Genomic DNA, 24,166 nt, shown 5'->3' on the forward strand with positions numbered 1-24,166 from the left:
TAATAATATAGATTGGCACAATGGCTGAAAGCCCTTACAAACACTTACTTTTAATATATCTTGTAAAACTAAATAGTGCCTATGGCGTTAGAATCTAACGAGAGACCGGACAAGCCAATTACGAAATTTGAATCAATGTTAAAGACAGATGATGTCTACTTCTTTGATGCCGAAGATTTTGAAGATATTATACACCACTATTTAAACCATGGTAAAATTTCCTTGGCTAAAAAGGGGATAAAAATTGGGCTACAACAACATCCGGGTTCTATTGAACTTAAGTTGCTTCAAGTAGAGGTGATGGTTTTTGAAAACCAAATGGAAAAGGCTGAAGCCCTTTTAGATGAATTGCAGTTACTTGACAATCATAACGAAGAAATTTATATACAACGTGCCAATATTTTATCCAAATTGGATAATCATGAAGGTGCAATAGAGCTTTTGCAAAAAGCGCTTAGTATTACCAATAACAGTTTTGATGTGTATAGCCTTTTGGGCATGGAGTATTTATTTATGGACAACTTTGATAGTGCCAAAGAAAGCTTCATGAAATGTGTAGAGTTCGATGAGCAAGATTATTCATCGCTATATAATGTAGTATACTGTTTTGAATTCTTAGAAGACTATGAAGGTGCCATTGTATATTTAAATGGGTATTTAGAAAAAAATCCATATTGTGAAGTTGCTTGGCACCAATTGGGCAAACAGTATTACTATAAAGAAATGTATAGTGAAGCTTTGACCGCATATGATTTTGCCATTATTTCAGACGATACCTTTATTGGGGCTTATTTTGAAAAAGGCAAAGTTCTTGAAAAATTAGGCAGATATAAAGAAGCTATAGAAAACTACGAAACTACCATATCCATTGAAGATCCAACCTCCCATGCATTTTTAAGAATAGGAAAATGCTATGAAAAATTAAAGGATACTGATATGGCCAAGTATTATTTCTACCAAACAGTTCACGAAGATCCTTTATTGGACAAAGGCTGGTTGGCCATCACCAATTTGTACTACAATAAAAGAGATTTTGAAAAAGCGGTATTCTATATTAACAAAGCGTTGAATATAGATGGTGAAAACCCACAGTATTGGAAAAAATGTGCTAAAATACACATGGCGCTAGAGAATTACGACCAAGCTGACTTTGCTTTTAAACAAGCCGTAGATTTAGGAAATTACGAATTGGATACTTGGCTAAAATGGGCAGAGGTCGTAAGAATCAACGGTGAAACCGAAGCTGCTGTTCAAATACTTTCCCAAGGAAGGGAATTTTACCCTGAAAGTTTAAAATTGTTATATAGATCTGTAGGTTATCTACTATTGGCAAATGATCCTATAAACGCACGAATTATGCTAATGGATGCTTTAAAGATTGATATAAAACAGAAAAAGCTTCACCTGTTCACTGAAAATTTTCCTCAATATGGCAAATCTGAATGGACCCAGGAAATTGTAAAAAAATACAATAAAACCAAGTAGAAAAGGTTCTACACCATATGGAAAATAGAAAACTTAAAGATTATACCGTAATTTCTTTAAAAGGAATGGCAATGGGCATTGCCGAACTGGTACCTGGGGTATCTGGAGGCACAATAGCTTTTGTTACAGGTATTTACGAAGAGTTCATCACCTCTATCAACAACGTCAACCTAACGACTCTAAAGGTTTTAAAGGAAGAAGGCTTTAAAAGTTTTTGGAAAAAATTGAACGGCAACTTTCTTTTGGCCTTGGTCATAGGTATGATGATCAGTATTTTCTCTTTATCAAAAATAATTGCCTGGCTTTTAGAAGAGCACCCTATACCTACTTGGTCTTTCTTCTTTGGCTTGGTTTTAGCAAGCGTTATATTCGTTGCAAAATCCATTAAAAAATGGAATATACTTGCCATTGTACTATTTATTGTTGGAACTGCAAGTGCATTTTATATTACGACCCTACCCCCTTCTGCAAGTTCTGGTAGCTTGCCCTTTATTTTCCTATCTGGGGCTATTGCTATTTGCGCAATGGTTTTACCCGGTATTTCCGGATCCTTTATTCTAGTATTACTTGGGTCTTACAGAACTGTTTTAGAAGCTGTCAATGAAAAAGATTTTGGCATTATTATTACATTCGCTTTTGGTGCTGCTTTTGGTATTTTAAGTTTTGCCAGAATCTTAAAATGGATGTTTACCAATTATAAAGATGCCACACTTGCGGTGTTAACTGGTTTTATTTTAGGTTCTTTAAATAAAATATGGCCTTGGAAAAACATCATAGAAATTATTCAAATTGGAAAAAAAGAAATCATAATTGATGAAAATATTTCACCTTTTGCTTTTCAAGGTGACAATCAATTAACTTTTGCCATCGTAGCTGCTATCATCGGTTTTTCCCTTATTTTTATATTGGAAAAATCCGCTTCAAAGAAGTAATGCGATAACCTACATGAACACACCCCGTACCTTTACCGATAAATTTTTCTTGGTTGTTAAAGGACTTTGTATGGGCGCCGCCAATAAGGTTCCTGGCGTATCGGGTGGTATAGTTGCTTTCGTAGGTGGTTTTTACGAAGAATTTATTTATTCTTTACAAAAAGTAAATGCAAAAGCATTTAAGCTATTTGTTAATGGCCGGTTTAAAAGTTTCTACCGCTATATTAACGGCTCATTCTTAACACTGCTTATTTTTGGTATGCTGGTAAGTTATTTTAGCATTTCAAAAGTGTTAGATTATTTTCTAGTGAAACGGGAACTCTACGTTTGGGCCACATTCTTTGGCATGATACTAGGATCCATCTATTATATAGGTAAGGATTTCGACTATTGGAAAAAGAAAACCTTTACCGCCGCGTTCATTGGCCTAGCTGTAGGCATAGCTATAAGTTTTCTTAGTCCGGCAAAAGAAAATGACAATTTGCTATTTATTTTTCTATGTGGCATGATCAGTGTTTCAGGTATGACCTTGCCCGGTCTATCAGGTTCTTTTATTTTAATCTTACTAGGCAATTACGTATTGTTATTAGTAGATTCAGTCAACGCATTATATGATACATTTTCAGAATTATTGGTCGGTGATTTTAGCTTTACGAACAATACGGAGCGTTTACATACATTAAAAATACTTGCTGTCTTTACTTTGGGGTCTGCAACCGGCCTTGTAACCTTATCACACTTGTTAACCTATGTATTAAAACATTACAAGCATGTAACCACGGCAACAATTCTTGGCTTTATTACAGGATCATTAGGCGTGGTCTGGCCATGGAAAAAGACAATTTATAAAACAGATTTTGACGGAAACCTCATATTAGATTCTAATGGAAAGCAAATAATTATGAATTATGAGCGTTTTCTTCCGGATTTGACCATTGTAGAAAATTGGATCGCGATTTTCTTTATAATAATCGGTATTAGTATTTTACTACTTTTAGATTGGTATGGAAAAAACAGAAGAACAGAAAGCTAATTATGGCTTAATAGGAAAAAATATTTCCTATTCATTTTCAAGAGGATATTTTAAAAAGAAATTTGAAGAAATGGGCTTAAATGACCATGTCTACCAAAACTTTGACCTAACCTCAATTTCAGATTTTCCAGCAATCTTCAAGAATATTAAAAATGTAAAAGGGCTGAACGTTACCATACCATATAAAGAAGAGGTCATGGCTTTTTTAAACGACATTGATCCCGCAGCTAAAAAAATTGGTGCAGTGAACACCATAAAAGTCAGTAAAGAAGGTCTTAAAGGCTTTAATACAGATGCATATGGATTTAAAAAATCACTGGAACCACATTTAAAAAAGCACCATCAAAAAGGATTGATCTTAGGTACGGGCGGGGCTTCTAAAGCTATAGCCTACGTTCTTGAAGAACTAGATATCACCTATTCTTTTGTCTCCAGAAGTGGTAAAAATAATGGATTCACTTATGATGAATTGACGGATGATATTATAAAAGAACATACGTTGATCATTAATTGTTCTCCCGTAGGTACATTTCCCGACATTGAAAAAAAACCAAATATACCCTACAGAAAAATCAACCAAAAACATTTGCTGTTCGATCTCATTTACAATCCCGAAGAAACAGCATTCTTAAAAGCCGGTAAAACAAATGGGGCAACCATTTGTAATGGTTACAACATGCTAGAATATCAAGCTGAAAAATCTTGGGAAATCTGGAATAAATAAATACCGTATTCACTTCACCAACCATCTCAAGACCTTATTTATTGAAATTTCCTATCAAATTGGGTTTTGTAATAGATTTAAAAAGAGTAATCAATTCTTTGCCAGTACTAGGGTTGTTACTATCTTGTAAGCATATAACATAGGATTATGTCTGAGGATAAACAACAAAAGCTACAAGAAAATTCAACGGAAGAAAAAACTACTGCCCAAGCAATTGAAAGCAAGGTAGAAGAAACTGTTGATGACAGTACAAATTCAACAGCGCAACCTGAAGAAAATGTACCTGAATCAAATGAATCTGCCGTAGAAACTGACGTCATGAACGAAATTGACGATTCTAACGCTGAAGATGCAGAAGATAGTGATACAGAAAAGAGACATGAAATTCCTATGCCAGACTACCATGAAATGAACATGGAAAACTTGGTTGGTGAACTACAGCGATTGGTAAAGCATGAAAAAGTTCAGGCCATAAGAAAGCATGTAGACAATATCAAAGATGAATTCAATCAGAAATTTGATGAATTTATAGAGGAAAAGAAAGAAGAATTTATCGCGAATGGCGGCAATGAAATTGATTTTAGATACAATTCCGTAGACAAAAGACAATTCAATGAAGTATATACAGAGTATAGAGAAAAGCGTAATCAGTACTACAAAAGCCTAGAAAAAAGTCACAAAGAAAATCTAGCGTACAGGTTAGATCTAATTGAGCAATTAAAGGCATTGGTCAATGTAGAAGAAGATATAAACACAACGTATAACAACTTTAAAGATATACAAGCAAAATGGCGTCATGCCGGTCCTATACCCCGTGCAGATTACAATAATGTATGGAAAACCTACCATCACCATATTGAAATATTCTACGACTTTCTTAACATAAATAGAGATTTAAGAGATTTAGATTTTAAGCATAATCTTGAAGAAAAAAGTAAGATCGTTGCTAGAGCGGAAGAACTTGCCAAAGAACCAGATTTAAATAGGGCTTTCAGAGAATTACAAGTGCTGCATAAGATTTGGAAAGAAGATTTAGGTCCGGTAGGAAAAGATCACAGAGAAGAAATTTGGGATCGATTTAGTGCTGCCACAAAAATTATACATGAAAGACGCCAAGACTATTTTAAGAATCTTGACAAAGTAAAAGAAGACAATCTAGAGCGTAAACATGCCATTATTGCTGAAATAAATACCCTTACCGAAAATGTATCGGACAATCACGGTAAGCTTCAACAACAGATTAAAAAGTTAGAAGAACTTAGAGAAGCATTTTTCACGGCCGGACAAGTACCACAAAAAGTAAACTCTAAAACATGGAACAGTTTTAAGGCCGCTGTAAGAGAGTTTAATCAGCATAAAAACGCATTTTACAAAAACCTTAAAAAGGAGCAGCAAGAAAATTTAGATAAAAAAAGAGCATTATTAGAGATAGCGATATCTTTAAAAGATAGTGAAGATTGGGATGCTACTACTTCTGAAATGAAACGAATTCAAGGACAATGGAAAAAAATTGGCCATGTACCTAGAAAGTATTCAGATAAATTATGGAAAGAATTTAAAACGGCCTGTAATCACTATTTTGATAGATTAAATGCCCTTAAAAATGATGCTTTTAAAGAAGAAGAAGCAAATCTAAAGCAAAAAGAAGCTTTAATGGACCGCCTTAAATCTTTTGAATTAAGTGGCGACAAGTCTAAAGATCTTGCTGACATCAAAAAGTTTTCAGAAGAATGGAAAGGTTATGGTAGAGTTCCATTTAAAAAGAAAAACATTAACCAAAAATTCGATAAAATAATTGACGCTCTCTATCAAAAATGCGGAGTGAGCAAGCAAGAGTCGGAGTTATTGAAATACGGAAACAAAATTCAACAGCTTGCTGATAATGACAATCAAGAACGTGCAATACAAAATGAACGTACGTTTATCAGAAAGAAGATTGACGAAAGCAAAGATGAGATTAGACAGTTAGAGAATAATCTACAATTTTTCTCAAATGCTTCTGAAAGCAATCCTTTAGTACAAGATGTCATAAAAAGAGTAAACCAACACAAAGAATCGTTAGCTGCGTGGAAAGCAAAACTTAAAAAGCTAAATATTTTAAAAAACAATCTACTTAAAGAAGATGATGAAGGGGAATCTGTGGATGAAGCCCAAACAGACGAATAAGTGTATTTTAAGTTCTTGTAGATATAACATTTGAACAATTCAAGCGTTAACAAGTAAGAAAAAACCTACATTTATAATGTTAGGTAATATGTTATATCCAAAAAAATGGTAAAACCAGAAATACCAAAAAACGAACAAACTAGATTAGAGGTTTTAAATAGTTTCAATGTTTTAGACACATTGGAAGAAAAGGAATATGATGCTATAACACGCATTGCTGCTGAAATATGTGATACACCCATGGCACTTGTATCTTTAGTTGACAAAGATAGGCAATGGTTTAAATCGCATCATGGTATTGACGCCACCGAAACACCAAGGGAACTTGCTTTTTGTGCTCATGCCATTAATTCCCCAGATTCCTTATTAATCGTAAATGATGCCAATAAAGATGACAGGTTCTATGACAATCCTCTGGTAACCGGCGGACCTACGGTTCAGTTCTATGCAGGTGCTCCATTGAACACCAAAGAGGGAGCTTCTATTGGAACGCTTTGCGTTATAGATACCAAACCAAGACAAGCTTTTACAGAAAAGCAACAAGCTTGCCTAAAAGATCTAGCTGACCAGGTAATAGCACAGTTAGAGCTACGAAAGCAGAACATTCAACAAAAACTAATCAATGAAGAATTACGTATAAAGAATGACCAGTTAAAACATTTATCATACCGACTAGCCCATGATATGAAAACACCATTACTTGGCATAAGTTCTATGGTAGCCTTTATCAATGAAGATTATGATGATTTACTTAAAGATACCGAAATACCAAGTTATCTAGGCACTATAGATAACAGGGTTGAGTATATGGAGGCATTGATCAACGGTATAATCAACTATAATTCTATAACCAATGCTGAAATAAAATTAGAAAAGTTTAACGTAACAAAAGAGTTACAACAAGTACTTCATAAGCACTCAGATATCCATAACGTAAAGTTACAACTGATCAATTGTGATCAAATTATAAACCAATCTTTAAATAGTTTTGATCAGATATTTAGGGATTTATTTTCCAACAGTCTAAAATTCGCCAACTCCCCTTCTACAGAAATCATAGTAACATTTAATGAAGACCAAGATTTTTATTACTTCACTTATGAAGACAATGGCCCCGGAATAGCAGAAAAATATTGGAAAAAAGTATTTGGACTTTTTGAAAAACTAGGCACAGATGATGCTAAGGATACGGGTATTGGTCTAACGACTATTAAAACATTAATAGAGAAACTGGGTGGACAAATAAAGATAAATAACCGTGAAAATAATAAAGAAGGCGTGTTTTTTAGTTTTTCACTTGCTAAGTTTCATGCATTATAAATATATCAGGTACAAATTTAAACCATCATAAAATTTATTTTAGTAGGCATAAAAAAAGCCTCTATACTAGAGGCTTTCATATGATAAGTCAATAACGATTATTTGGCAACATTAACCGCACGTGTTTCCCTTATGACTGTTACTTTCACTTGACCTGGGTAGGTCATATCCGTTTGTATTTTTTGAGAAATTTCAAAGGATAGTTGAGCAGCTCTATCATCGTTTACTTTTTCACTTTCAACAATTACACGAAGCTCTCTACCTGCCTGAATAGCATATGCTTTTTGAACACCACTAAACCCAAAGGCAATTTCTTCTAGATCCTTTAAACGTTGAATATATGAATCTAACACTTGTCTTCTAGCTCCTGGTCTTGCTCCGCTTATGGCATCACAAACCTGTACTATAGGCGCAATCAATGTCTTCATTTCTATTTCATCATGGTGTGCTCCAATGGCATTGCAAACTTCTGGTTTCTCCCCAAATTTTTCTGCCCATTGCATACCTAAGATAGCGTGTGGAGTTTCCACTTCATTTTCAGTATTAGGTACTTTTCCAATATCATGTAAAAGTCCGGCTCGTTTGGCAATTTTAGGGTTCAAGCCTAGTTCAGATGCCATTACACCACAAAGTTTTGCAACTTCTCTTGAGTGCTGTAACAAGTTCTGGCCGTAAGACGATCTATACTTCATTCTACCCACTGCACGAATAAGCTCTGGATGAAGACCGTGAATACCTAAATCTATAACGGTACGCTTTCCTATTTCAACAATTTCCGTTTCTATCTGCTTTTCGGTCTTCTTAACGATTTCCTCAATTCTTGCCGGATGAATTCTACCATCGGTAACCAGTTTATGAAGCGAAAGTCTTGCGACCTCTCTTCTAACCGAATCAAAACAAGAAAGTATAATTGCCTCAGGTGTATCATCCACAATGATCTCTACACCAGTAGCTGCCTCTAAAGCTCTAATATTTCTACCCTCTCTACCAATTATACGCCCCTTTACATCATCTGATTCTATATTGAATACAGACACACAGTTTTCAACAGCTTCTTCCGTACCTATTCTTTGAATAGTATTGATAATAATTTTACGAGCTTCTTGTTGTGCGGTAAGTTTAGACTCTTCAACAGTAGACTGTATAAAGGCCATTGCATCTGTTTTGGCTGTTTCCTTTAAGCTTTCTACTAGTTGATTTTTTGCTTCATCCGCAGATAGACCAGAAATAACTTCTAGTTGCTGAATTTGACTTTTATGCATTTTATCCAACTCCTCATGACGCTTTTCAAAAAGTTGTCTTTTTTGTTCAACCTCTTTCAACTTATTGTCTAACTGAGCATTCATGCTCTTATTTTTGGCAAGCTCACTACTTACTTGAGATTCTTTGTCTCTAGTTCTCTTTTCGGCATCATTGATTTTCTTATCCTTAGTATTGATAACTTTTTCATGTTCGGCCTTTAATTCTAAAAATTTTTCCTTTGCCTGTAATATTTTTTCTTTTTTGACACTTTCACCTTCTGCATTAGCATCCTTTAAAATGCGTTCAGCATCTTTTTTAGCATTGATTATGGTTTTAGAGGCCTTCCCTTTTTCCAAAAATTTTGCAATCGCAAAACCTACTGCCAGCCCAACTATTGCGGCTATAACTATCATTGTACTATCCATAGTGTAATTTATTAATAAAAAAAAAGCCCACATTGGAGAAGTTTTGATCAAACTCCGGTAAACAGGTTTAGGGCTAACAGACTGATCAAGGATCCCTATACGAGTAGGGCCTGCTTTTACAATCTAAACTCACCCTTTTTAAAAAAAATAAATGTTGAGTTTGTCAAAAGGTATTACCAATGTGGGCAGTAACTTAATGTATTTATAAGAACGTTTTTATTTAAAAGCTAATTTAGAATTTACCAAGTCTTCAAGCGCTTTTAAACGTTCTTCAGCCTCTTTGGTACCCTCTACTTGCTCTATGCCATTCTGTTCAATTTTAGACGCAAATTGTAAGGCGCACATTGCCAAAACATCTTGTTTGTCCCTAACTGCATAGTTCTGCTCAAATTTTTTAGCCAACTGTTCTATGTTCTTGGCCGCTTTACGCAAGCCTTCTTCTTGAGAGGGGTCAATTGTTAATGGATACACCCTGTCAGCAATAGAAAGTTTTATTTTGAGCTTATCTGACATATTATTATAAACATTACTCCGATAATTGGGCTATACAATGATCCAACTCTCGTATTAATGTATTTATTTTAAGCTTAGCTTCTGTTTTATTGGTATTACTGCCAAGCATTGAGTTTGCAAGTTTAAGCGAATTATATTTTTCTTCCCATTCAGAAACTGTTTTACTAGCGTTCTCTTGAGAAGATTTTATTGTACGTAATTCTCTTTCCAATTCAATATTAGCATTGTTCAAAACCTCAAGTTTATGCAACAGCTTGCTAATTTTATTTTCTAAAGAATCAACGATTTTAATTAATTCGCTCATACATTACCGTCAATGCGATTTACACAAAGTTAACATACATATTATGACTTAGCAATAGTTTTGTGAAATATTCGTAGTTCATAAAATCTTAATTGATTTTTGCTTATGCAAAACGCTTTTACTTTATATTAATTTTAGCGACAGGTTCTTCATAGAATTGTCAATGATTATTTATTTTCGCAGTATTGCATTCTACCTATGAAAAAAATCTCAACAAGCCTGCTTTTTTTATTTTGTTTTGCCCTTTTTGCTCAAAAAGATTATCCTAAAGGAGTTTTTGCCCCACCTATGGACATACCTATCATTTTGGCAGGTACTTTTGGCGAGCTGCGTTCTAATCACTTTCACTCTGGTGTAGACATAAAAACACAGCAAAGAGAAGGTATACCTATAAATTCAATTGGTGATGGTACAATAACTAGAATTAAAGTTTCTCTTTGGGGCTATGGCAAGGTATTATACATTGCACACCCTAACGGCTATACTTCTGTTTACGGTCATCTTCAAAAATTTTCTCCTTCCATTGAAGAATACATCAAAAAAATACAATACGATAAAAAATCATTTGAGGTAGAAGTTTTTCCCGACTATGGCGAATTAAAGGTCTCAAAGGGAGAACTAATTGCCTATAGCGGAAACACTGGTGGTTCTGCCGGTCCGCACTTGCATTTTGAGATAAGAAGTAGTATTTCTGAAAAACCTACCAACCCGCTACTCTACGGTATGGATGTTGCAGATGCTACTAACCCGATTTTAGAGAAGCTATTTGTGTACCCACTAACCGATCAATCTCATGTAAACGGTAACTATAGCAGAACCCAAGTCAATTTCAAAAGACAAAGTGATGGTTCTTTTTTAGCAGATGACGTAACTGCGCTCGGTGATATTGGCATAGGCTTTGTTGGTTTTGACCGATTGGATATGGCCGCTAATAAAAATGGCGTTTACAGTGTAGAACTCAGTGTTAACGGAAAAGTGTACTCGTTATACGATTTTGAATCGTTCTCCTTTGGTGAAACTAGGTATATCAACACCTTAATAGACTATGATTACTATGGCAGAAATAGGCAGCGCATTCAAAAAAGTTTTAAATCCCCAGGTAACAATTTAAGTATTTATAAAGAATTGTTCAATGACGGAAAAATAAAAGTAAACGAGGGTCTAAGCTACAACGCAAAACTATTGATCAAGGATTTTGCAGGCAATAAACTTGTTATGAACATACCGGTTACGGGCAAGAAAAATCTTTTGGGCAACAAAAAAGAAACGATGACCACAGATAATTATATTACAGCAAAAAGGCCTAATAATTTTGATTTGGACGGTGCCAAGGTATATTTCCCTGCCAACACGTTCTATGAAGATTTTTATATCGACTTAAAAAAAGGAAAAGACACGGTTACCATACACACCAATACGGTGCCTGCACATAGAAATTTCACAATAACTTTTGATGTTTCCAAATATTCAAAAGAAGAGCAAAAACAGTTATTCATTGCCAGGTTAGACTCTAAACTACGACCTAGCCACGCAAACACCTATAAACGAGGTAATGAATTTACCACTCGTACCCGTAATTTAGGAACCTATACTTTAGCAAAAGACACTATTGCACCAACCATTAGAACCAAAAATTTCAAAGAAAAGCAGTGGTTGAACAATTATAAATATCTAAGTGTTCAAATTGCAGATGACCTTAGTGGTGTAGATACTTACAAGGCAACTTTGAACGGTGAATGGATTTTAATGGAATACGAACCAAAACGTAATACGCTAACGTATAATTTTGACGATAAGATTGCTGACCAAACGCAATGCGTACTTAAAGTTACCGTTACTGATAATGTAGGTAATGAAAATACCTTGACCACTTCGTTTTATAGAAAATAGAATAATTGAAACTTAGCAATGTACAAAACCTTATAATTCTGCTGTGCAGCACCATTGGTTTTGCTCAGAACGCTACTATTTCGGGTGTTGTATTAGATGAGAACAATAAACCGCTGCCCAATGTGAACATTACGGCCAAGGATTTGGGTACAATTTCCGACTCGGACGGATTTTACCTTCTGGAAATTATAGCGGATAAGGAAAATACGATTTCCTTTTCTCACGTAGCCTTTAAAGATGTAGTTCTTGAAAATTTAATCCTAACTACGAACGAAACATTTGAATTCAATCCGGTTTTAAAAAGTGATGTCACCCAAATAGATGGTGTTACCGTTACCGCTACAGGAGAAAGAACAACCAATAATATTCTGAACATTACCCCAGAAAAAATCAGAAAAATTCCTGGCGCAAATTCTGGTGTTGAAACCATACTGAAACTATTACCGGGCGTATCTTCTAACAATGAGTTGAGTACCCAATACGCTGTGCGAGGCGGTAACTATGATGAAAATTTGGTCTACGTTAATGAAATTGAAGTGTACAGACCATTTTTAATTCGTTCTGCGCAGCAAGAAGGGTTAAGTTTTGTAAATAGCGACCTTGTTCAAAATGTAAAATTTTCTGCAGGAGGTTTTCAAGCCAAGTATGGAGATAAAATGTCCTCTGTACTTGACATTAAGTATAAAACGCCTACCCTATTTTCCCTGCGTGCAGATTTAAGTTTTTTGGGTGCTAGTGCCAGTTTAGAAACGATCTCTAAAAACAAAAAGTTAAGTTCGGTTTCAGGAATTCGCTATAGAAACAATGCATTATTAGTAAATAGTCAACAAACACAAAGCAATTTTAACCCTTCATTCACTGATGTCCAAAGCTATTTAACCTACCATGTCTCACCCAAATTTCAATTCAATTTTCTAGGAAATATTTCGGTCAACGATTACAAGAATGAACCCATTAATAGACAAACCAATTTTGGCACTATAGACAACCCACAAGCCTTAATCGTTTATTATGAGGGACAGGAAACAAACAAGTACAATACTGCTTTAGCAGCTTTAAAAGGCAGTTATTTTTTAGATGAAAACACGACAATAAAACTTATTTCATCAATCTATCATACTACAGAAGAGGAATACTCAGATGTAATTGCCGCTTATGAACTGGGCGATATAGATAGTAATTTAAATAGCGATACCGCAGGCCAAGTTTTAACGTCTCGTGGTATTGGGTCACAATTCAATAGAACAAGAAACGATCTCGATGCTCTAATTTTCAACTTAGAACATAAAGGGAACCACACCAAAAACAACTCGCTTTTGGAATGGGGCGTAAAATATACGCACGAGGATATAAGAGATCAACTAAGAGAATCTGAGTTTATAGATTCCGCCGGATATTCCATTAGACCTCCACGAGCAGAATTCACGAACAACCAGCCTGCAGAACCGTTTGACGCCCCTTTAGTCGCTTATAATGGTCTTAGTGCTTTAAACTTTGTGAAAACAAATCGTTTTTCTGGTTATATTCAAATTGGCACCCACAAAACTTGGAACAATACAGATATCTACTATAATGCAGGATTACGCTCTCATCATTGGACAGTTAGTGGTACCGGTGTTGATAAGGTATCACAAACAGTAGTTAGCCCAAGGGCACAATTTGCCATCAAACCAAATTGGGAAAAAGACATGTTGTTCAAACTTTCTACGGGCATTTACCACCAACCCCCGTTTTACAGGGAACTAAGAGATAGCACTGGCACTATACAACCTAATGTAAAGGCACAAAAGGCATTTCATTTGGTAGCAAGCAATGAATATAGTTTTCAATTATGGGACCGTCCTTTTACACTCATAAGCGAAGCGTACTACAAAAAATTGAACAATGTAAATCCATATTCACTAGAAGATGTACGCATTAGGTATACGGCAACAAATGATACCGAAGCTTATGTCTACGGTGCAGAAGTACGACTAAATGGTGCTTTTGTTCCGGGCACCGAATCTTGGGTTAGCCTAGGCTATTTGAAAACAGAGGAAAATAGAGATAATAGAGGTTATATAGCTAGACCAACCGACCAACGCTTTAAATTTGGCATTCTTTTTCAAGATTACATACCCACCATTCCTGATTTTAAGATGTATTTAAATTTGGTATACCAGACCGGTGTTCCAGGTGGTTCTCCTAGTTATGCGGACCCATATATATTTCAGAATAGATTAAGAGATTATAAACGTGCAGATTTGGGAATTTCCTATATTTTTGCAAACAAGGACAAACAATATTCAAGTACACATTGGCTTCATAGTTTTAAAGAATTGAGTTTAGGTTTTGAAATTTTTAATCTCTTCAACAATCAGAATTCAATTACCAATACTTGGGTAAGGGATGCGGATAGCAAAAATGAATTTGCCGTTCCAAACTACCTTACATCTAGAGTATTAAATTTAAGACTGGGAATTCGCCTATAAAAAATAAAAATGAAAAGATTACTTTTCTTAATAGCACTTACTTCTACCCTAACAGTCGTAGCTCAAAAGAACATTTACGAGAGTCCAAATTTTGACCACTTAAGTGAAGACCATCAGGTTTTGGCGATCATACCTTTTCTCACCAATTTAGATCTTAATGAGAAAGTATCTAAATCTGAACAAAAGAGATTAGAAGAAAATGAAGGGTATGCTGTACAAAATGCCCTTGAAACCTATTTTTCTAAACGAAGTAAAAAGAAAAAATTACCGGTAACCTTTCAAAACATAGAAAATACCGCTGCGATATTAGCTAAGAAAAATATAAGCTATGAGAATATTGATGTATACACCACCAAAGAGTTAAGTGAAATATTGGGTGTAGATGGCATCATAAGCGGTACGTTAGATCTAAATATACTATTGTCCAACGGAGTACCTACAGAATTCAGTTTTACAGATTACTTCTCTGGTGGTGCCAATTATGGAAGAATAGGTATAAAGATCAGTGATGGCAATACCGGCAAACTTCTATGGAAGTATGAAAAAGAAATAAATAAAAAGACAGGTAAAAACACTACCGATCTTATTGATCGTATGATGAAATTAGCTATTAGAAAATTTCCGTACGAAAGAGAGCGCAAACGCGATAGAAACAAGAGCTAATTACGCTTCAATTATTTCTTTAAGAACATTGACGGTATAATCAATATCTTCTTTTGTATTGTACGTTGAAAATGAAAAACGAACAGAAGGCTTTTTCATATCTTCATCATTTAGAATTTGTGTTAGTACATGAGAGCCCATATCACTACCAGATTGGCAAGCACTACCTTTAGAACAAGCAATACCTTTCATATCTAAATTAAATAGCAGTAGCATAGCCTTTTCTTCTTCAATTGGCAAGCAAACATTAACTAAGGTATAAGTACTTTTTTCCAAATCTCCAGAGTGTCCGTTAAATTTGGCACCTGGTATAGCAGACTTCACCTGATCTATAAAATAAGACTTTAAATCTTCTACATATTTCTTTTCTGTGTCCAAATTGTCATAGGCATGTTTAAAAGCCTCTTCCAAACCTACAATGTTATGGAATGATTCTGTTCCTGCCCGTAAGCCTCTTTCTTGAGAACCGCCCGAAATCATACACCCAAGACCAGAATTTTTTCGAATAAAAGCAAAACCAACACCTTTTGGACCATGAAATTTATGAGCTGCAGCAGCCAAAAAATCAATAGGAAAAGCTTTTACATCCCAATTATAATGTCCTAAAGATTGTACAGTATCAGAATGCACCAAAGCCCCATACTTTTTGCTTAATAGGGTAATTGCCTCTAAGTCTATCTTATTCCCAATTTCATTATTAACATGCATTAGGCTCACCAATTTTTTAGAATCATCTTTTTGCAATAAAGATTCTAAATGTGCTAAATCTGGATTTCCATAGGCATCAAGATCAACATATAATAATTTTATTAGCCCTTTCTCCTCCAATTCTTCTACGGTATGTAAAACAGCATGGTGCTCTATTCTTGTCGTAATAATAGTCGTAACCCCTAAATCACGTACGGCACATCTTAGAATCATATTATCCGCCTCGGTACCACCAGAAGTAAATATTATTTCAGAAGGTTGGGCATTCATATATTTAGCAATGGTTTTACGCGCACTTTCAATAGCTGTTTTAGCCGTTCTACCAAAACTATGCGTTGAAGAAGGGTTGCCATAAACCGCCAAAGCCTCTTGCATTTTAGCTATAACATTTGGGTGTACTTGAGTAGTTGCTGCGTTATCTAAATATACATGTTTCATATATGCGTACTCTTAAATAAATAAAGGGCAAAAATAGTTAATTAACCTATAAATGACCGTAATGCAACAGACAGATTTCCAAATTTTAAATTAAATTTGATCTATGAAAAAATATCTTTTACTTGGCAGCTTGTTTTTGTTGTTGGCTTGCGATGATGGCGATTTACAAATAGAAACCGTAGATTTTGATAGTATTGACGAAATAGAGTTTTGTGATGAAATTACGGTCAATGTAGAAAATGTTGTTTTCAAGATAAATGATGATGAAGCTTTAATTTTAACTTTGGCCAGTTCTCTAATTCAAAACTCAGCAACTACTACGGATAGGGAAAGCGCCGTGCCCGGTAGCTCACAAGTTACTTACAGAATTTTTTCAGAGACCGTTACCAGTAGTTATTTTTGTGACTCACCACCACCAATAACCCCCACTGTTTCAGAAGAGATCGAAGCCGAAGGCGGCACTATATTTGTTACGACCACAACAGAGAACGACACCTTGTTTACCCATACCATTCAACTAAGTGGTGTTACCTTCTTAAATGAGAACGGTAGTAGAATTACAGATTTACAGATCAATGAATTTGGTACGGTAACCACATCTATAGAGTAACTACTTAATAATTCTGGAAAATATATACCTCTGTAGCGCCCAAGCCATATTTTTGGTAGTCCGCATCATAGAATTTAACATTGTCATATTTTCTGAACAAATAACCTAGTTCTTCTTTTAACACCCCCTCACCCACACCATGAATAAAAACTACTTTTTGTATGCGTTTATTAATGGCAAAGTCCAACTGCCTTTTAGCGGTATCTAATTGTAGATTCAGCATATCAAACTTGCTCATAGATTTAGGGTTTTTAACAAGCTGATTTATATGGAGGTCAACTTCCATTTTTGGTGCAGTACGCTCTTTTGGCTTTAGAACAGTTGTTTTTTTTCGCTTAGGTAATTCTTTTTCTTTTTTAATCTTGGCAACTTCATAATTACTGACCCTTATCTCATTAGAAACCAATACAAGTTCACTAGCTGTAAATGTTAAAGGAAAACCGTCTTCACTTATGAGTGTAACAGTATCATCAATAACAGATTCGACAACGCCCTTTATAACATCATCTATAGTTTCTACGGTATCGCCAATCTTAAATTGAGACATGTTTTTGTTTTGTAAACACAAAAATAATGGTAATTTTCCGACTATTAATTAATTTACAGATGCGCGTAAAGGCATTAATTCTTTTTTTAGCATTGGAAAATTTTATGCTGCCCTGTTTTACTAAACAGTTGCTTGGCGTAGATTGCCCTGGATGTGGATTGCAACGTTCTTTATTATTTTTGAGCAAGGGCGAATTTGTTTCCGCTTTTTTAATGTATCCTGCAATTTACCCTATGCTAGCATTATTTACCTTCTTAGGAGTCAACAAATTTTTTCCCATTAAATATTCTAATCATATTACCATTACTCTTGCGGTATGTACCGTAGGTTTTATATTAACCAATTACATTTTAAAATTCATTTAATTAAACCTTTACATTATGGAACAACAAAAATTACCCAACGTAACAATAGCCTTAGTTCTTTCTATTATAGGATTTGTCTGCTGTTGTATAGGCGGGCTACCTGGTATTATTTTAGGCGGGATAGCATTTTTCTTAGCATCAAAAGACGAAAAACTATACAAGGAAAATCCGGAAAACTATTCCAACTACAGTACCTTAAAAACGACTAAAACCATTTCAATTGTCGTTTTGGTATTAGGAATTTTATATTTAGCATATTCTATCTATGGTATAATGAGCATTGGAGGTTGGGATGCATATATGGAACAAGTTAGAATTATGTCTGAACAATATTCACAATAATTAAATGAACAATTCCGAATATCAACAAATACCAGGCTCTAGCAATGCATTGACCTTTGGCATTTTATCTATTGTATTAACCCTTTTCTGTTGTGGGCCTTTTGGGGCTATATTCAGCTTTATAGGTTTGAGCAATGCTAAAAACGCAAAGCGTTATTTTGAAGCAAACCCTGGTAATTATAGAGGATACGAAAATATTAATACGGGAAGAATTCTCTCTTATATCGGTTTAGCATTATCGCTAATTTATCTGATATTTTGTATTCTTTATTTTGGATTGATCATCGCATTATTTACTACTGCAGATTTTCAATAAAAACAATAATCAAAAAAAATCCCCGACTTACATCGGGGATTTTTTTATTATTAATTTTTAAACTCTTTCAGTGTTTTAATTATAATTGAAACACAATCCAAAAGCTGTTCTTTTGTCATCACCAATGGCGGTGCAAATCTTATAATATTACCGTGTGTAGGTTTAGCAAGTAGACCATTTTCTTTAAGTGCCATGCAAATATCCCATGCAGTAGAACTATCTTCACTGTCGTTAATAAGTATAGCATTTAATAAACCTTTACCACGAACACTATTTACCAAATCTGTATGCGGAATAAACTTATTAAGTTCATCTCTAAAAAGTTCACCAAGTTCAAAAGCATTTTCGGCTAACTTTTCTTCCTTTACCACCTCTAAAGCAGCTATGGCAACAGCAGCCGCTATAGGGTTACCTCCAAAAGTACTTCCATGGTTACCTGGTCTAATAACTCCCATAATCCTATCATCTGCTAAAACAGCAGAAACTGGGTATGCACCTCCTGATAATGCCTTACCTAAAATAAGAATATCTGGTTTTACCTCTTCATAATCTACAGCGATCATTTTACCGGTTCTAGCGATACCGGTTTGTACTTCATCTGCAATAAATAGTACATTATACTTCTCGCATAATGCTTTGGCTCCGCTTAAATAACCTTCAGAAGGCACGTAAACTCCTGCTTCACCTTGTATAGGTTCCACTAAAAAACCTGCAACATTCGTGTTTGATTTTAAAACTTCTTCTAGAGCCGAAAGATTATCATACTCTATTTTAATAAATCCGTCTGTATACGGTCCAAAATTCTTTCGGGCAACAGGATCGTTAGAAAAAGAAATTATGGTAGTTGTTCGTCCATGAAAATTATTCTCACAAACAACAATTTCAGCATTGTTCTCTACAATTCCTTTTTCCTCATACGCCCATTTTCTACAAATTTTTAGTGCCGTTTCAACAGCTTCAGCACCGGTATTCATAGGCAACAACTTATCAAAATGAAAAGTTTCCGTAGCATATTTTTCATACTTGCCAAGCATATCATTATAAAATGCCCTTGAGGTCAAGGTAAGGGTCTTTGCCTGTTCTGTCATTGCATTAACAATCTTTGGATGACAATGACCTTGGTTAACTGCAGAATACGCGGAGAGAAAATCATAATACTTTTTACCTTCAACGTCCCATACATAAACACCTTCACCTTTGCTTAATACAACAGGTAATGGGTGATAATTGTGTGCTCCGTGTTTATCTTCTAATGCAATAGCATCTTTAGAAGATGTGATGTTTTCTAAAATTGACATGATAAAATTACTTTAAATAAAACTTTAGCAATTCCTTCTATACCTTTTTCCTTTCGAAGAGTCGAAAATTCAGCGTGGGAGAGAAATCATCCTTGTAGAATTTCAAAAGTACAAATTTATAATATGAATCATAAAATTTACGCTAAAACGTTTCAATATCTTGTTAATACTATCACTAACTATATTCCCAATCCAAAGAAACCCATTATTTTTGCGCTATGCGAAAAAAGAAGAAACGTTTAGTTTTTGAAAATGTAACCGTTACCGATGCTGCTGCCAAAGGCAAAACCATAGGTAAAGCTCCAGATGGTAGAGTAATTTTCCTGAACAACACTGTACCAGGTGATGTGGTAGATGTACAAACCACTAAAAAGCGAAAAGCTTATTTTGAAGGCACTGCGATCAATTTCCATAGTCTTTCCGACAAAAGGGTTGATCCAGTTTGTCAGCATTTTAATGTATGTGGTGGTTGTAAGTGGCAAGATATGGGCTATGAGCATCAACTTTTTTATAAGCAAAAAGAAGTAGAAAACAATCTTAAAAGAATTGGGCATTTAGATTTACCAGAGCTTACACCAATACTTGGTTCAGAGCAACAATATTTTTACAGAAATAAAATGGAATTTTCGTTTTCCGATAGCCGTTGGCTAACTCTTGACGAAATTCAATCTGATCAACAAATTGACAACAAAAATGCCTTGGGTTTTCATATACCAGGCATGTGGGATAAAATATTGGACATTAAAAAATGTCATCTTCAAAAAGACCCATCAAACGCAATTCGTTTAGAAACAAAAAGATTTGCGATTGAAAATGGATTAACCTTTTTTAATCCAAGAAACCAATATGGAATGTTACGTACATTAATGTTACGAACATCATCTATTGGCGAAATTATGGTTTTGGTACAATTCTTTGAAAATGACAAAGAGAAAAGGGAGTTGCTGTTAAATCATCTTTCTAAAACATTCCCAGAGATAACATCTTTGTTATATGTAATCAATCCAAAACAGAATGATACCATATACGATCAAGAAATTATCTGTTTTTCTGGTAGAGACCATATATTCGAAGAAATGGAAGGCTTGAAGTTTAAGATAAACGCCAAATCTTTTTATCAAACGAATTCAGAACAAGCATATGAGTTATATAAGATCACCAGAAATTTTGCAGATTTAAAAGGTGATGAATTGGTATATGATTTATATACAGGCACAGGAACCATTGCTCAATTTGTTTCAAAAAAAGCTAAAAAAGTAATTGGAATTGAATCTGTCCCAGAAGCTATTTTAGATGCCAAGGCAAATGCAGAGCGAAATAAAATTGAAAACGTAGATTTTTTTGTTGGCGATATGAAAAATGTTTTCAATGAACAGTTTATTGCTCAAAACGGTGTGCCAGATGTTATTATTACAGACCCACCTCGTGATGGCATGCATAAAGAAGTAGTACAGCAAATATTGAACATTGCGCCTAAAAAAGTAGTTTATGTGAGTTGCAATAGCGCCACACAAGCAAGAGACTTAGAACTGATGAAGGAAATTTATACCATTACAAAGGTTCAGCCTGTAGACATGTTTCCGCAAACGCATCATGTAGAAAATGTTGTACTTTTAGAAAAGAAAGCCTAAAATGAAAAAAATTCACATCGGGTTACTACTATTATTAGGAATAATCTTTATCTCATCTTGTGAAAAAGATGATATCTGCGTAGAAGGTGACACTCCTTTGTTGGTCATAGAATTTTACGACGCCGAAGATACATCCACCTTAAAAGAAGTTTCAACTTTAAGGGTTGTTGGTGTAGGACAAACAATAACCGTAAATACGGTTACAGACCGCAGTAATTTGAGCACCATTTCTATACCACTAAAAACAGATGAAGACAGTACTAGCTTTATATTAATTAATAGCTCAGCGTCTGATGATGATGGTGCCGAAACAGGAAACCTGGACACCATTAATTTCTCTTATTCCAGAATTGAAGATTTTCTTTCACGCGGATGCGGTTTTATTGTCAATTATGATGAACTAACAGCAAATGTAACAGCAGATACCGATAATTGGATTCAAGATATAGAAATCACACAGTCTTTAGTCACCAACTCAGATTCTACACATGTCAAGATATTTCATTAGTCTTATAGTACTTTTAACTACGGTTACCGTATTAGGTCAAAATAAACCTATAGACCTTAACCCTAAAGACACGGTTGAACACAAACAATATTATGGACTTAGGTTAGGTATAGATTTAAGTAGGATAATCACTGGTTCTTTAGATGATAATTATACAGGGTTTGAAATTGTAGCCGATTACCGACTAACACAAAATTTGTATTTAGCGGCAGAATTAGGTAGTGAAGAAAAAACAAGACAAGAAGATCTTTACAATTTTACAACTTCAGGAAACTACATTAAGATAGGGGTCAACAAAAACAACTATGCAAATTGGTATGGTGAACGTAACCTTATTTACATAGGAGGTAGATTGGCATTCAGTACGTTTGACAATACTTTAAATAACTACCAGTATTTTGACACCAATAGATACTGGAATCCGGATGATTTCGCCAATGGTTCTGATACTCCCGAGAACTTCTCAGGGCTTTCAGCAACCTGGCTAGAAGGTGTATTTGGTACTAAAGTAGAATTATTACATAATGTGTATGTTGGCGCTAGTGTGCGCTTAGGACTCATTCTTAGCCAAAAAGAAGATGAACGTTTTCCAAACCTATGGGTTCCCGGCTTTAATAAAGTTACTTGGGATAGTAATTTTGGTGTTGGATACAACTTCAGCATCTCATACTTCTTGCCTCTTTACAAAAAGAAGAACAAAGCAAAGAAAAAAGTTGAAAGTTCAACCGAACCCCAAAGTCCGCCACCAAGACAGAACGAAGGTTTATAAAACCTTAAACCCTTTGGTAAAAATCCATTTCATTACAATTTTTTCAACACCTTCAATTTTGGCTACAGCAAACTTAGGGGCTAAAAATGATGCTAAAATTGCGGCAAATACAGATAAATAAATTGAACTAATTGTTAAAGTCATATACAATACAACACGGAAAACAATAAAAAGTATTGCGAAAGCTAAAAAATTAAAAACTAATACTTTGTGTTTTAATTTCATTTCTCAGTTCTGTTTTGATGTTTAGCTTTTTTACTACCTTCATACATCTCGTATTTTACCAACCTAGATTCTAGGTGACTATTAAAAACCTTTATTTTTCTAGAAGGCCGTAAACCCACAAATTTCAAGGCAGGTAAATTACTAGTTACAAACCAAGCATTGGTTCCTGGATATCCCTGTTTTAAAGTATCTCCAATAGCACTATAAAAATTTTCCATCTCTATATCCAAACGTTCGCCATAAGGAGGGTTAAAACACATATGTAAAGGTCCTTCGGTTTGTTTGGTAGTTCTGAAAAAATCTTTTCTTTCAACGGTAATATAATCCTCTAAATGAGCATTTTCTATATTATCCTGTGCCTTTCTTATTGCTGAAGGTGCTTTATCATATCCAATAATCTTAAAATGAAACTCTCTTGTTTTCTTCAAACTAGATTCTACAATCTTCTCATATAGTTCAGCATCAAAATCTGTCCATTTTTCAAAAGCAAAACTCTTTCTATTAATATTTGCAGGTATATTGCATGCTATCATAGCCGCTTCTGTCAACATAGTACCACTACCACACATAGGATCCATAAAATCACATTGACCGTCCCAACCACTTAACAAAAGTAAACCTGAGGCAAGTACCTCGTTGATAGGAGCAATATTAGTAGCTGTACGGTATCCTCTTTTATGTAATGAATAACCAGAACTATCCAATGATACATTACATTCATTATTGTGAATATGAATATTAATACGTAAATCTGGATCCTTAACATCAACATCTGGCCTAGTACCATCAGTATCTCTAAACTTATCTACAATAGCATCTTTAGTTTTTTGAGACACATACAATGAATGCGTAAACTGATCTGAATTTACCGTAGCATCTATTGCAAAAGTTTCACTGACAGAAAGATATTCCGTCCAGTCCATTGCATAGATTTTCTTATAAAGATCATTTTCATCCCTAACTCCAAATGAATGTATAGGTTTAATTATTTTAATTGCGGTACGCAAACAAAGATTAGCCTTATACATAAATCCGTTATCTCCTTCAAAAGATACATTTCTAACACCTTCTACAACATTACTTGCACCAAGATTTCTTAGCTCTTTAGATAAAAGTTCCTCAAATCCGAATAAGGTCTTAGCGACCATCTTAAAATTATTACCCATATTCATTTTTTCTCGAACCACAAAAATACGCTAATTTTGACGCCTGTTTAATTTATGACCTATTTCCTTTTATAA

General features: G+C 34.7%; 24 protein-coding genes and 1 other RNA gene. 16 read left to right on the forward strand and 9 right to left on the reverse strand.

Translation table 11 applies throughout. The features are described 5' to 3' along the window. Positions 1–81: 81 nt before the first annotated feature. From I600_RS04865 to I600_RS04890, 6 genes are all read left to right on the forward strand, one after another. The gene (locus tag I600_RS04865) at positions 82–1,485 is read left to right on the forward strand and encodes a tetratricopeptide repeat protein (RefSeq protein ID WP_058103363.1); all 1,404 of its coding nucleotides are present in this window, start codon (positions 82–84) and stop codon (positions 1,483–1,485) included. Positions 1,486–1,502: 17 nt separating this feature from the next. Continuing rightward, positions 1,503–2,417 (forward strand): DUF368 domain-containing protein, encoded by a 915-nt coding sequence (locus tag I600_RS04870; RefSeq protein WP_058103364.1) that lies wholly within the window; start codon positions 1,503–1,505, stop codon positions 2,415–2,417. 13 nt (positions 2,418–2,430) lie between these two features. Then, positions 2,431–3,450 (forward strand): DUF368 domain-containing protein, encoded by a 1,020-nt coding sequence (locus I600_RS04875; protein ID WP_058103365.1) that lies wholly within the window; start codon positions 2,431–2,433, stop codon positions 3,448–3,450. Then, entirely contained in the window at positions 3,422–4,174 is a 753-nt protein-coding gene (locus I600_RS04880; protein ID WP_058103366.1) for a shikimate dehydrogenase family protein, read from the forward strand. Before I600_RS04875 ends, I600_RS04880 begins: the two co-directional genes overlap by 29 nt. A 147-nt stretch (positions 4,175–4,321) precedes the next feature. Beyond that, positions 4,322–6,340 carry a DUF349 domain-containing protein gene (locus I600_RS04885; RefSeq protein ID WP_058103367.1) on the forward strand — a complete coding sequence of 673 codons (2,019 nt, stop codon included), beginning with the start codon at positions 4,322–4,324 and terminating at the stop codon, positions 6,338–6,340. A gap of 105 nt (positions 6,341–6,445) precedes the next feature. Continuing rightward, the gene (locus tag I600_RS04890) at positions 6,446–7,660 is read left to right on the forward strand and encodes a sensor histidine kinase (protein WP_058103368.1); all 1,215 of its coding nucleotides are present in this window, start codon (positions 6,446–6,448) and stop codon (positions 7,658–7,660) included. Between the two features lie 98 nt (positions 7,661–7,758). Here I600_RS04890 and rny read toward each other — a convergent pair whose 3' ends face one another. The 4 genes from rny to I600_RS04905 all read right to left on the reverse strand — a co-directional run bounded on the left by rny (position 7,759) and on the right by I600_RS04905 (position 10,144). Beyond that, the gene (rny, locus tag I600_RS04895) at positions 7,759–9,327 is read right to left on the reverse strand and encodes a ribonuclease Y (protein WP_058104281.1); all 1,569 of its coding nucleotides are present in this window, start codon (positions 9,325–9,327) and stop codon (positions 7,759–7,761) included. Positions 9,328–9,376: 49 nt separating this feature from the next. Then, positions 9,377–9,487, reverse strand: a non-coding RNA gene (gene ssrS, locus I600_RS18920) — 6S RNA. Between the two features lie 56 nt (positions 9,488–9,543). Next, positions 9,544–9,840: a cell division protein ZapA gene (locus tag I600_RS04900; RefSeq protein WP_058103369.1), complete on the reverse strand. Its 297-nt coding sequence runs from the start codon at positions 9,838–9,840 to the stop codon at positions 9,544–9,546. A 13-nt stretch (positions 9,841–9,853) separates the two neighbouring features. Beyond that, a complete protein-coding gene (locus tag I600_RS04905) occupies positions 9,854–10,144 on the reverse strand; it encodes a hypothetical protein (RefSeq protein ID WP_058103370.1) in 291 nt (96 codons plus the stop codon). Between the two features lie 198 nt (positions 10,145–10,342). Here I600_RS04905 and I600_RS04910 point away from each other — a divergent pair, with 198 nt between their 5' ends. Genes I600_RS04910 through I600_RS04920 form a run of 3 tightly spaced genes read left to right on the forward strand, consistent with a single transcriptional unit; the run spans position 10,343 to position 15,168 of the window. Further along, complete coding sequence (locus tag I600_RS04910) at positions 10,343–12,034, forward strand: M23 family metallopeptidase (protein ID WP_058103371.1); 1,692 nt, start codon at positions 10,343–10,345, stop codon at positions 12,032–12,034. Positions 12,035–12,039: 5 nt separating this feature from the next. Beyond that, positions 12,040–14,505: a TonB-dependent receptor gene (locus I600_RS04915; RefSeq protein WP_058103372.1), complete on the forward strand. Its 2,466-nt coding sequence runs from the start codon at positions 12,040–12,042 to the stop codon at positions 14,503–14,505. Positions 14,506–14,514: 9 nt separating this feature from the next. After that, positions 14,515–15,168, forward strand: a complete 654-nt coding sequence (locus I600_RS04920; protein WP_058103373.1) for a hypothetical protein — start codon at positions 14,515–14,517, stop codon at positions 15,166–15,168. Here I600_RS04920 and I600_RS04925 read toward each other — a convergent pair whose 3' ends face one another. Next, positions 15,169–16,314: a cysteine desulfurase family protein gene (locus I600_RS04925; RefSeq protein WP_058103374.1), complete on the reverse strand. Its 1,146-nt coding sequence runs from the start codon at positions 16,312–16,314 to the stop codon at positions 15,169–15,171. A 103-nt stretch (positions 16,315–16,417) separates the two neighbouring features. On the opposite strand from I600_RS04925, the gene I600_RS04930 reads away from it, so the two are divergent. Continuing rightward, complete coding sequence (locus I600_RS04930) at positions 16,418–16,924, forward strand: hypothetical protein (RefSeq protein WP_058103375.1); 507 nt, start codon at positions 16,418–16,420, stop codon at positions 16,922–16,924. A gap of 4 nt (positions 16,925–16,928) precedes the next feature. Here I600_RS04930 and I600_RS04935 read toward each other — a convergent pair whose 3' ends face one another. Next, on the reverse strand, positions 16,929–17,471 hold the full coding sequence (locus I600_RS04935) for a Smr/MutS family protein (RefSeq protein WP_058103376.1): 543 nt from the start codon (positions 17,469–17,471) through the stop codon (positions 16,929–16,931). A gap of 59 nt (positions 17,472–17,530) precedes the next feature. Between I600_RS04935 and I600_RS04940 the strand changes: the two genes are divergently transcribed. Genes I600_RS04940 through I600_RS04950 form a run of 3 tightly spaced genes read left to right on the forward strand, consistent with a single transcriptional unit; the run spans position 17,531 to position 18,494 of the window. Then, the gene (locus tag I600_RS04940; protein WP_058103377.1) at positions 17,531–17,836 is read left to right on the forward strand and encodes a DUF2752 domain-containing protein; all 306 of its coding nucleotides are present in this window, start codon (positions 17,531–17,533) and stop codon (positions 17,834–17,836) included. Between the two features lie 15 nt (positions 17,837–17,851). After that, a complete protein-coding gene (locus I600_RS04945; protein ID WP_058103378.1) occupies positions 17,852–18,178 on the forward strand; it encodes a CCC motif membrane protein in 327 nt (108 codons plus the stop codon). 4 nt (positions 18,179–18,182) lie between these two features. After that, positions 18,183–18,494: a CCC motif membrane protein gene (locus I600_RS04950; RefSeq protein WP_058103379.1), complete on the forward strand. Its 312-nt coding sequence runs from the start codon at positions 18,183–18,185 to the stop codon at positions 18,492–18,494. A gap of 50 nt (positions 18,495–18,544) precedes the next feature. Here the strand turns inward: I600_RS04950 and rocD are convergent, their stop codons facing one another. Further along, positions 18,545–19,792, reverse strand: coding sequence for an ornithine--oxo-acid transaminase (gene rocD, locus I600_RS04955; protein ID WP_058103380.1), 1,248 nt, complete (start codon positions 19,790–19,792; stop codon positions 18,545–18,547). A 218-nt stretch (positions 19,793–20,010) separates the two neighbouring features. Here rocD and rlmD point away from each other — a divergent pair, with 218 nt between their 5' ends. The 3 genes from rlmD to I600_RS04970 are packed head-to-tail and all read left to right on the forward strand — an operon-like array spanning position 20,011 to position 22,700. Continuing rightward, the gene (gene rlmD, locus I600_RS04960) at positions 20,011–21,423 is read left to right on the forward strand and encodes a 23S rRNA (uracil(1939)-C(5))-methyltransferase RlmD (protein ID WP_058103381.1); all 1,413 of its coding nucleotides are present in this window, start codon (positions 20,011–20,013) and stop codon (positions 21,421–21,423) included. 1 nt (position 21,424) lies between these two features. Then, positions 21,425–21,931: a DUF6452 family protein gene (locus I600_RS04965; protein ID WP_058103382.1), complete on the forward strand. Its 507-nt coding sequence runs from the start codon at positions 21,425–21,427 to the stop codon at positions 21,929–21,931. Continuing rightward, positions 21,912–22,700 carry a DUF6048 family protein gene (locus tag I600_RS04970; RefSeq protein WP_058103383.1) on the forward strand — a complete coding sequence of 263 codons (789 nt, stop codon included), beginning with the start codon at positions 21,912–21,914 and terminating at the stop codon, positions 22,698–22,700. Before I600_RS04965 ends, I600_RS04970 begins: the two co-directional genes overlap by 20 nt. Here the strand turns inward: I600_RS04970 and I600_RS04975 are convergent. Continuing rightward, entirely contained in the window at positions 22,695–22,925 is a 231-nt protein-coding gene (locus I600_RS04975) for a hypothetical protein (RefSeq protein WP_058103384.1), read from the reverse strand. The two genes, I600_RS04970 and I600_RS04975, sit on opposite strands and share 6 nt — an antisense overlap. After that, on the reverse strand, positions 22,922–24,091 hold the full coding sequence (locus I600_RS04980; RefSeq protein ID WP_058104282.1) for a THUMP domain-containing class I SAM-dependent RNA methyltransferase: 1,170 nt from the start codon (positions 24,089–24,091) through the stop codon (positions 22,922–22,924). The genes I600_RS04975 and I600_RS04980 overlap by 4 nt, the downstream gene beginning before the upstream one ends. Positions 24,092–24,166 lie beyond the last annotated feature (75 nt).

Source organism: Maribacter dokdonensis DSW-8, from assembly GCF_001447995.1.
Taxonomy (GTDB): domain Bacteria; phylum Bacteroidota; class Bacteroidia; order Flavobacteriales; family Flavobacteriaceae; genus Maribacter; species Maribacter dokdonensis.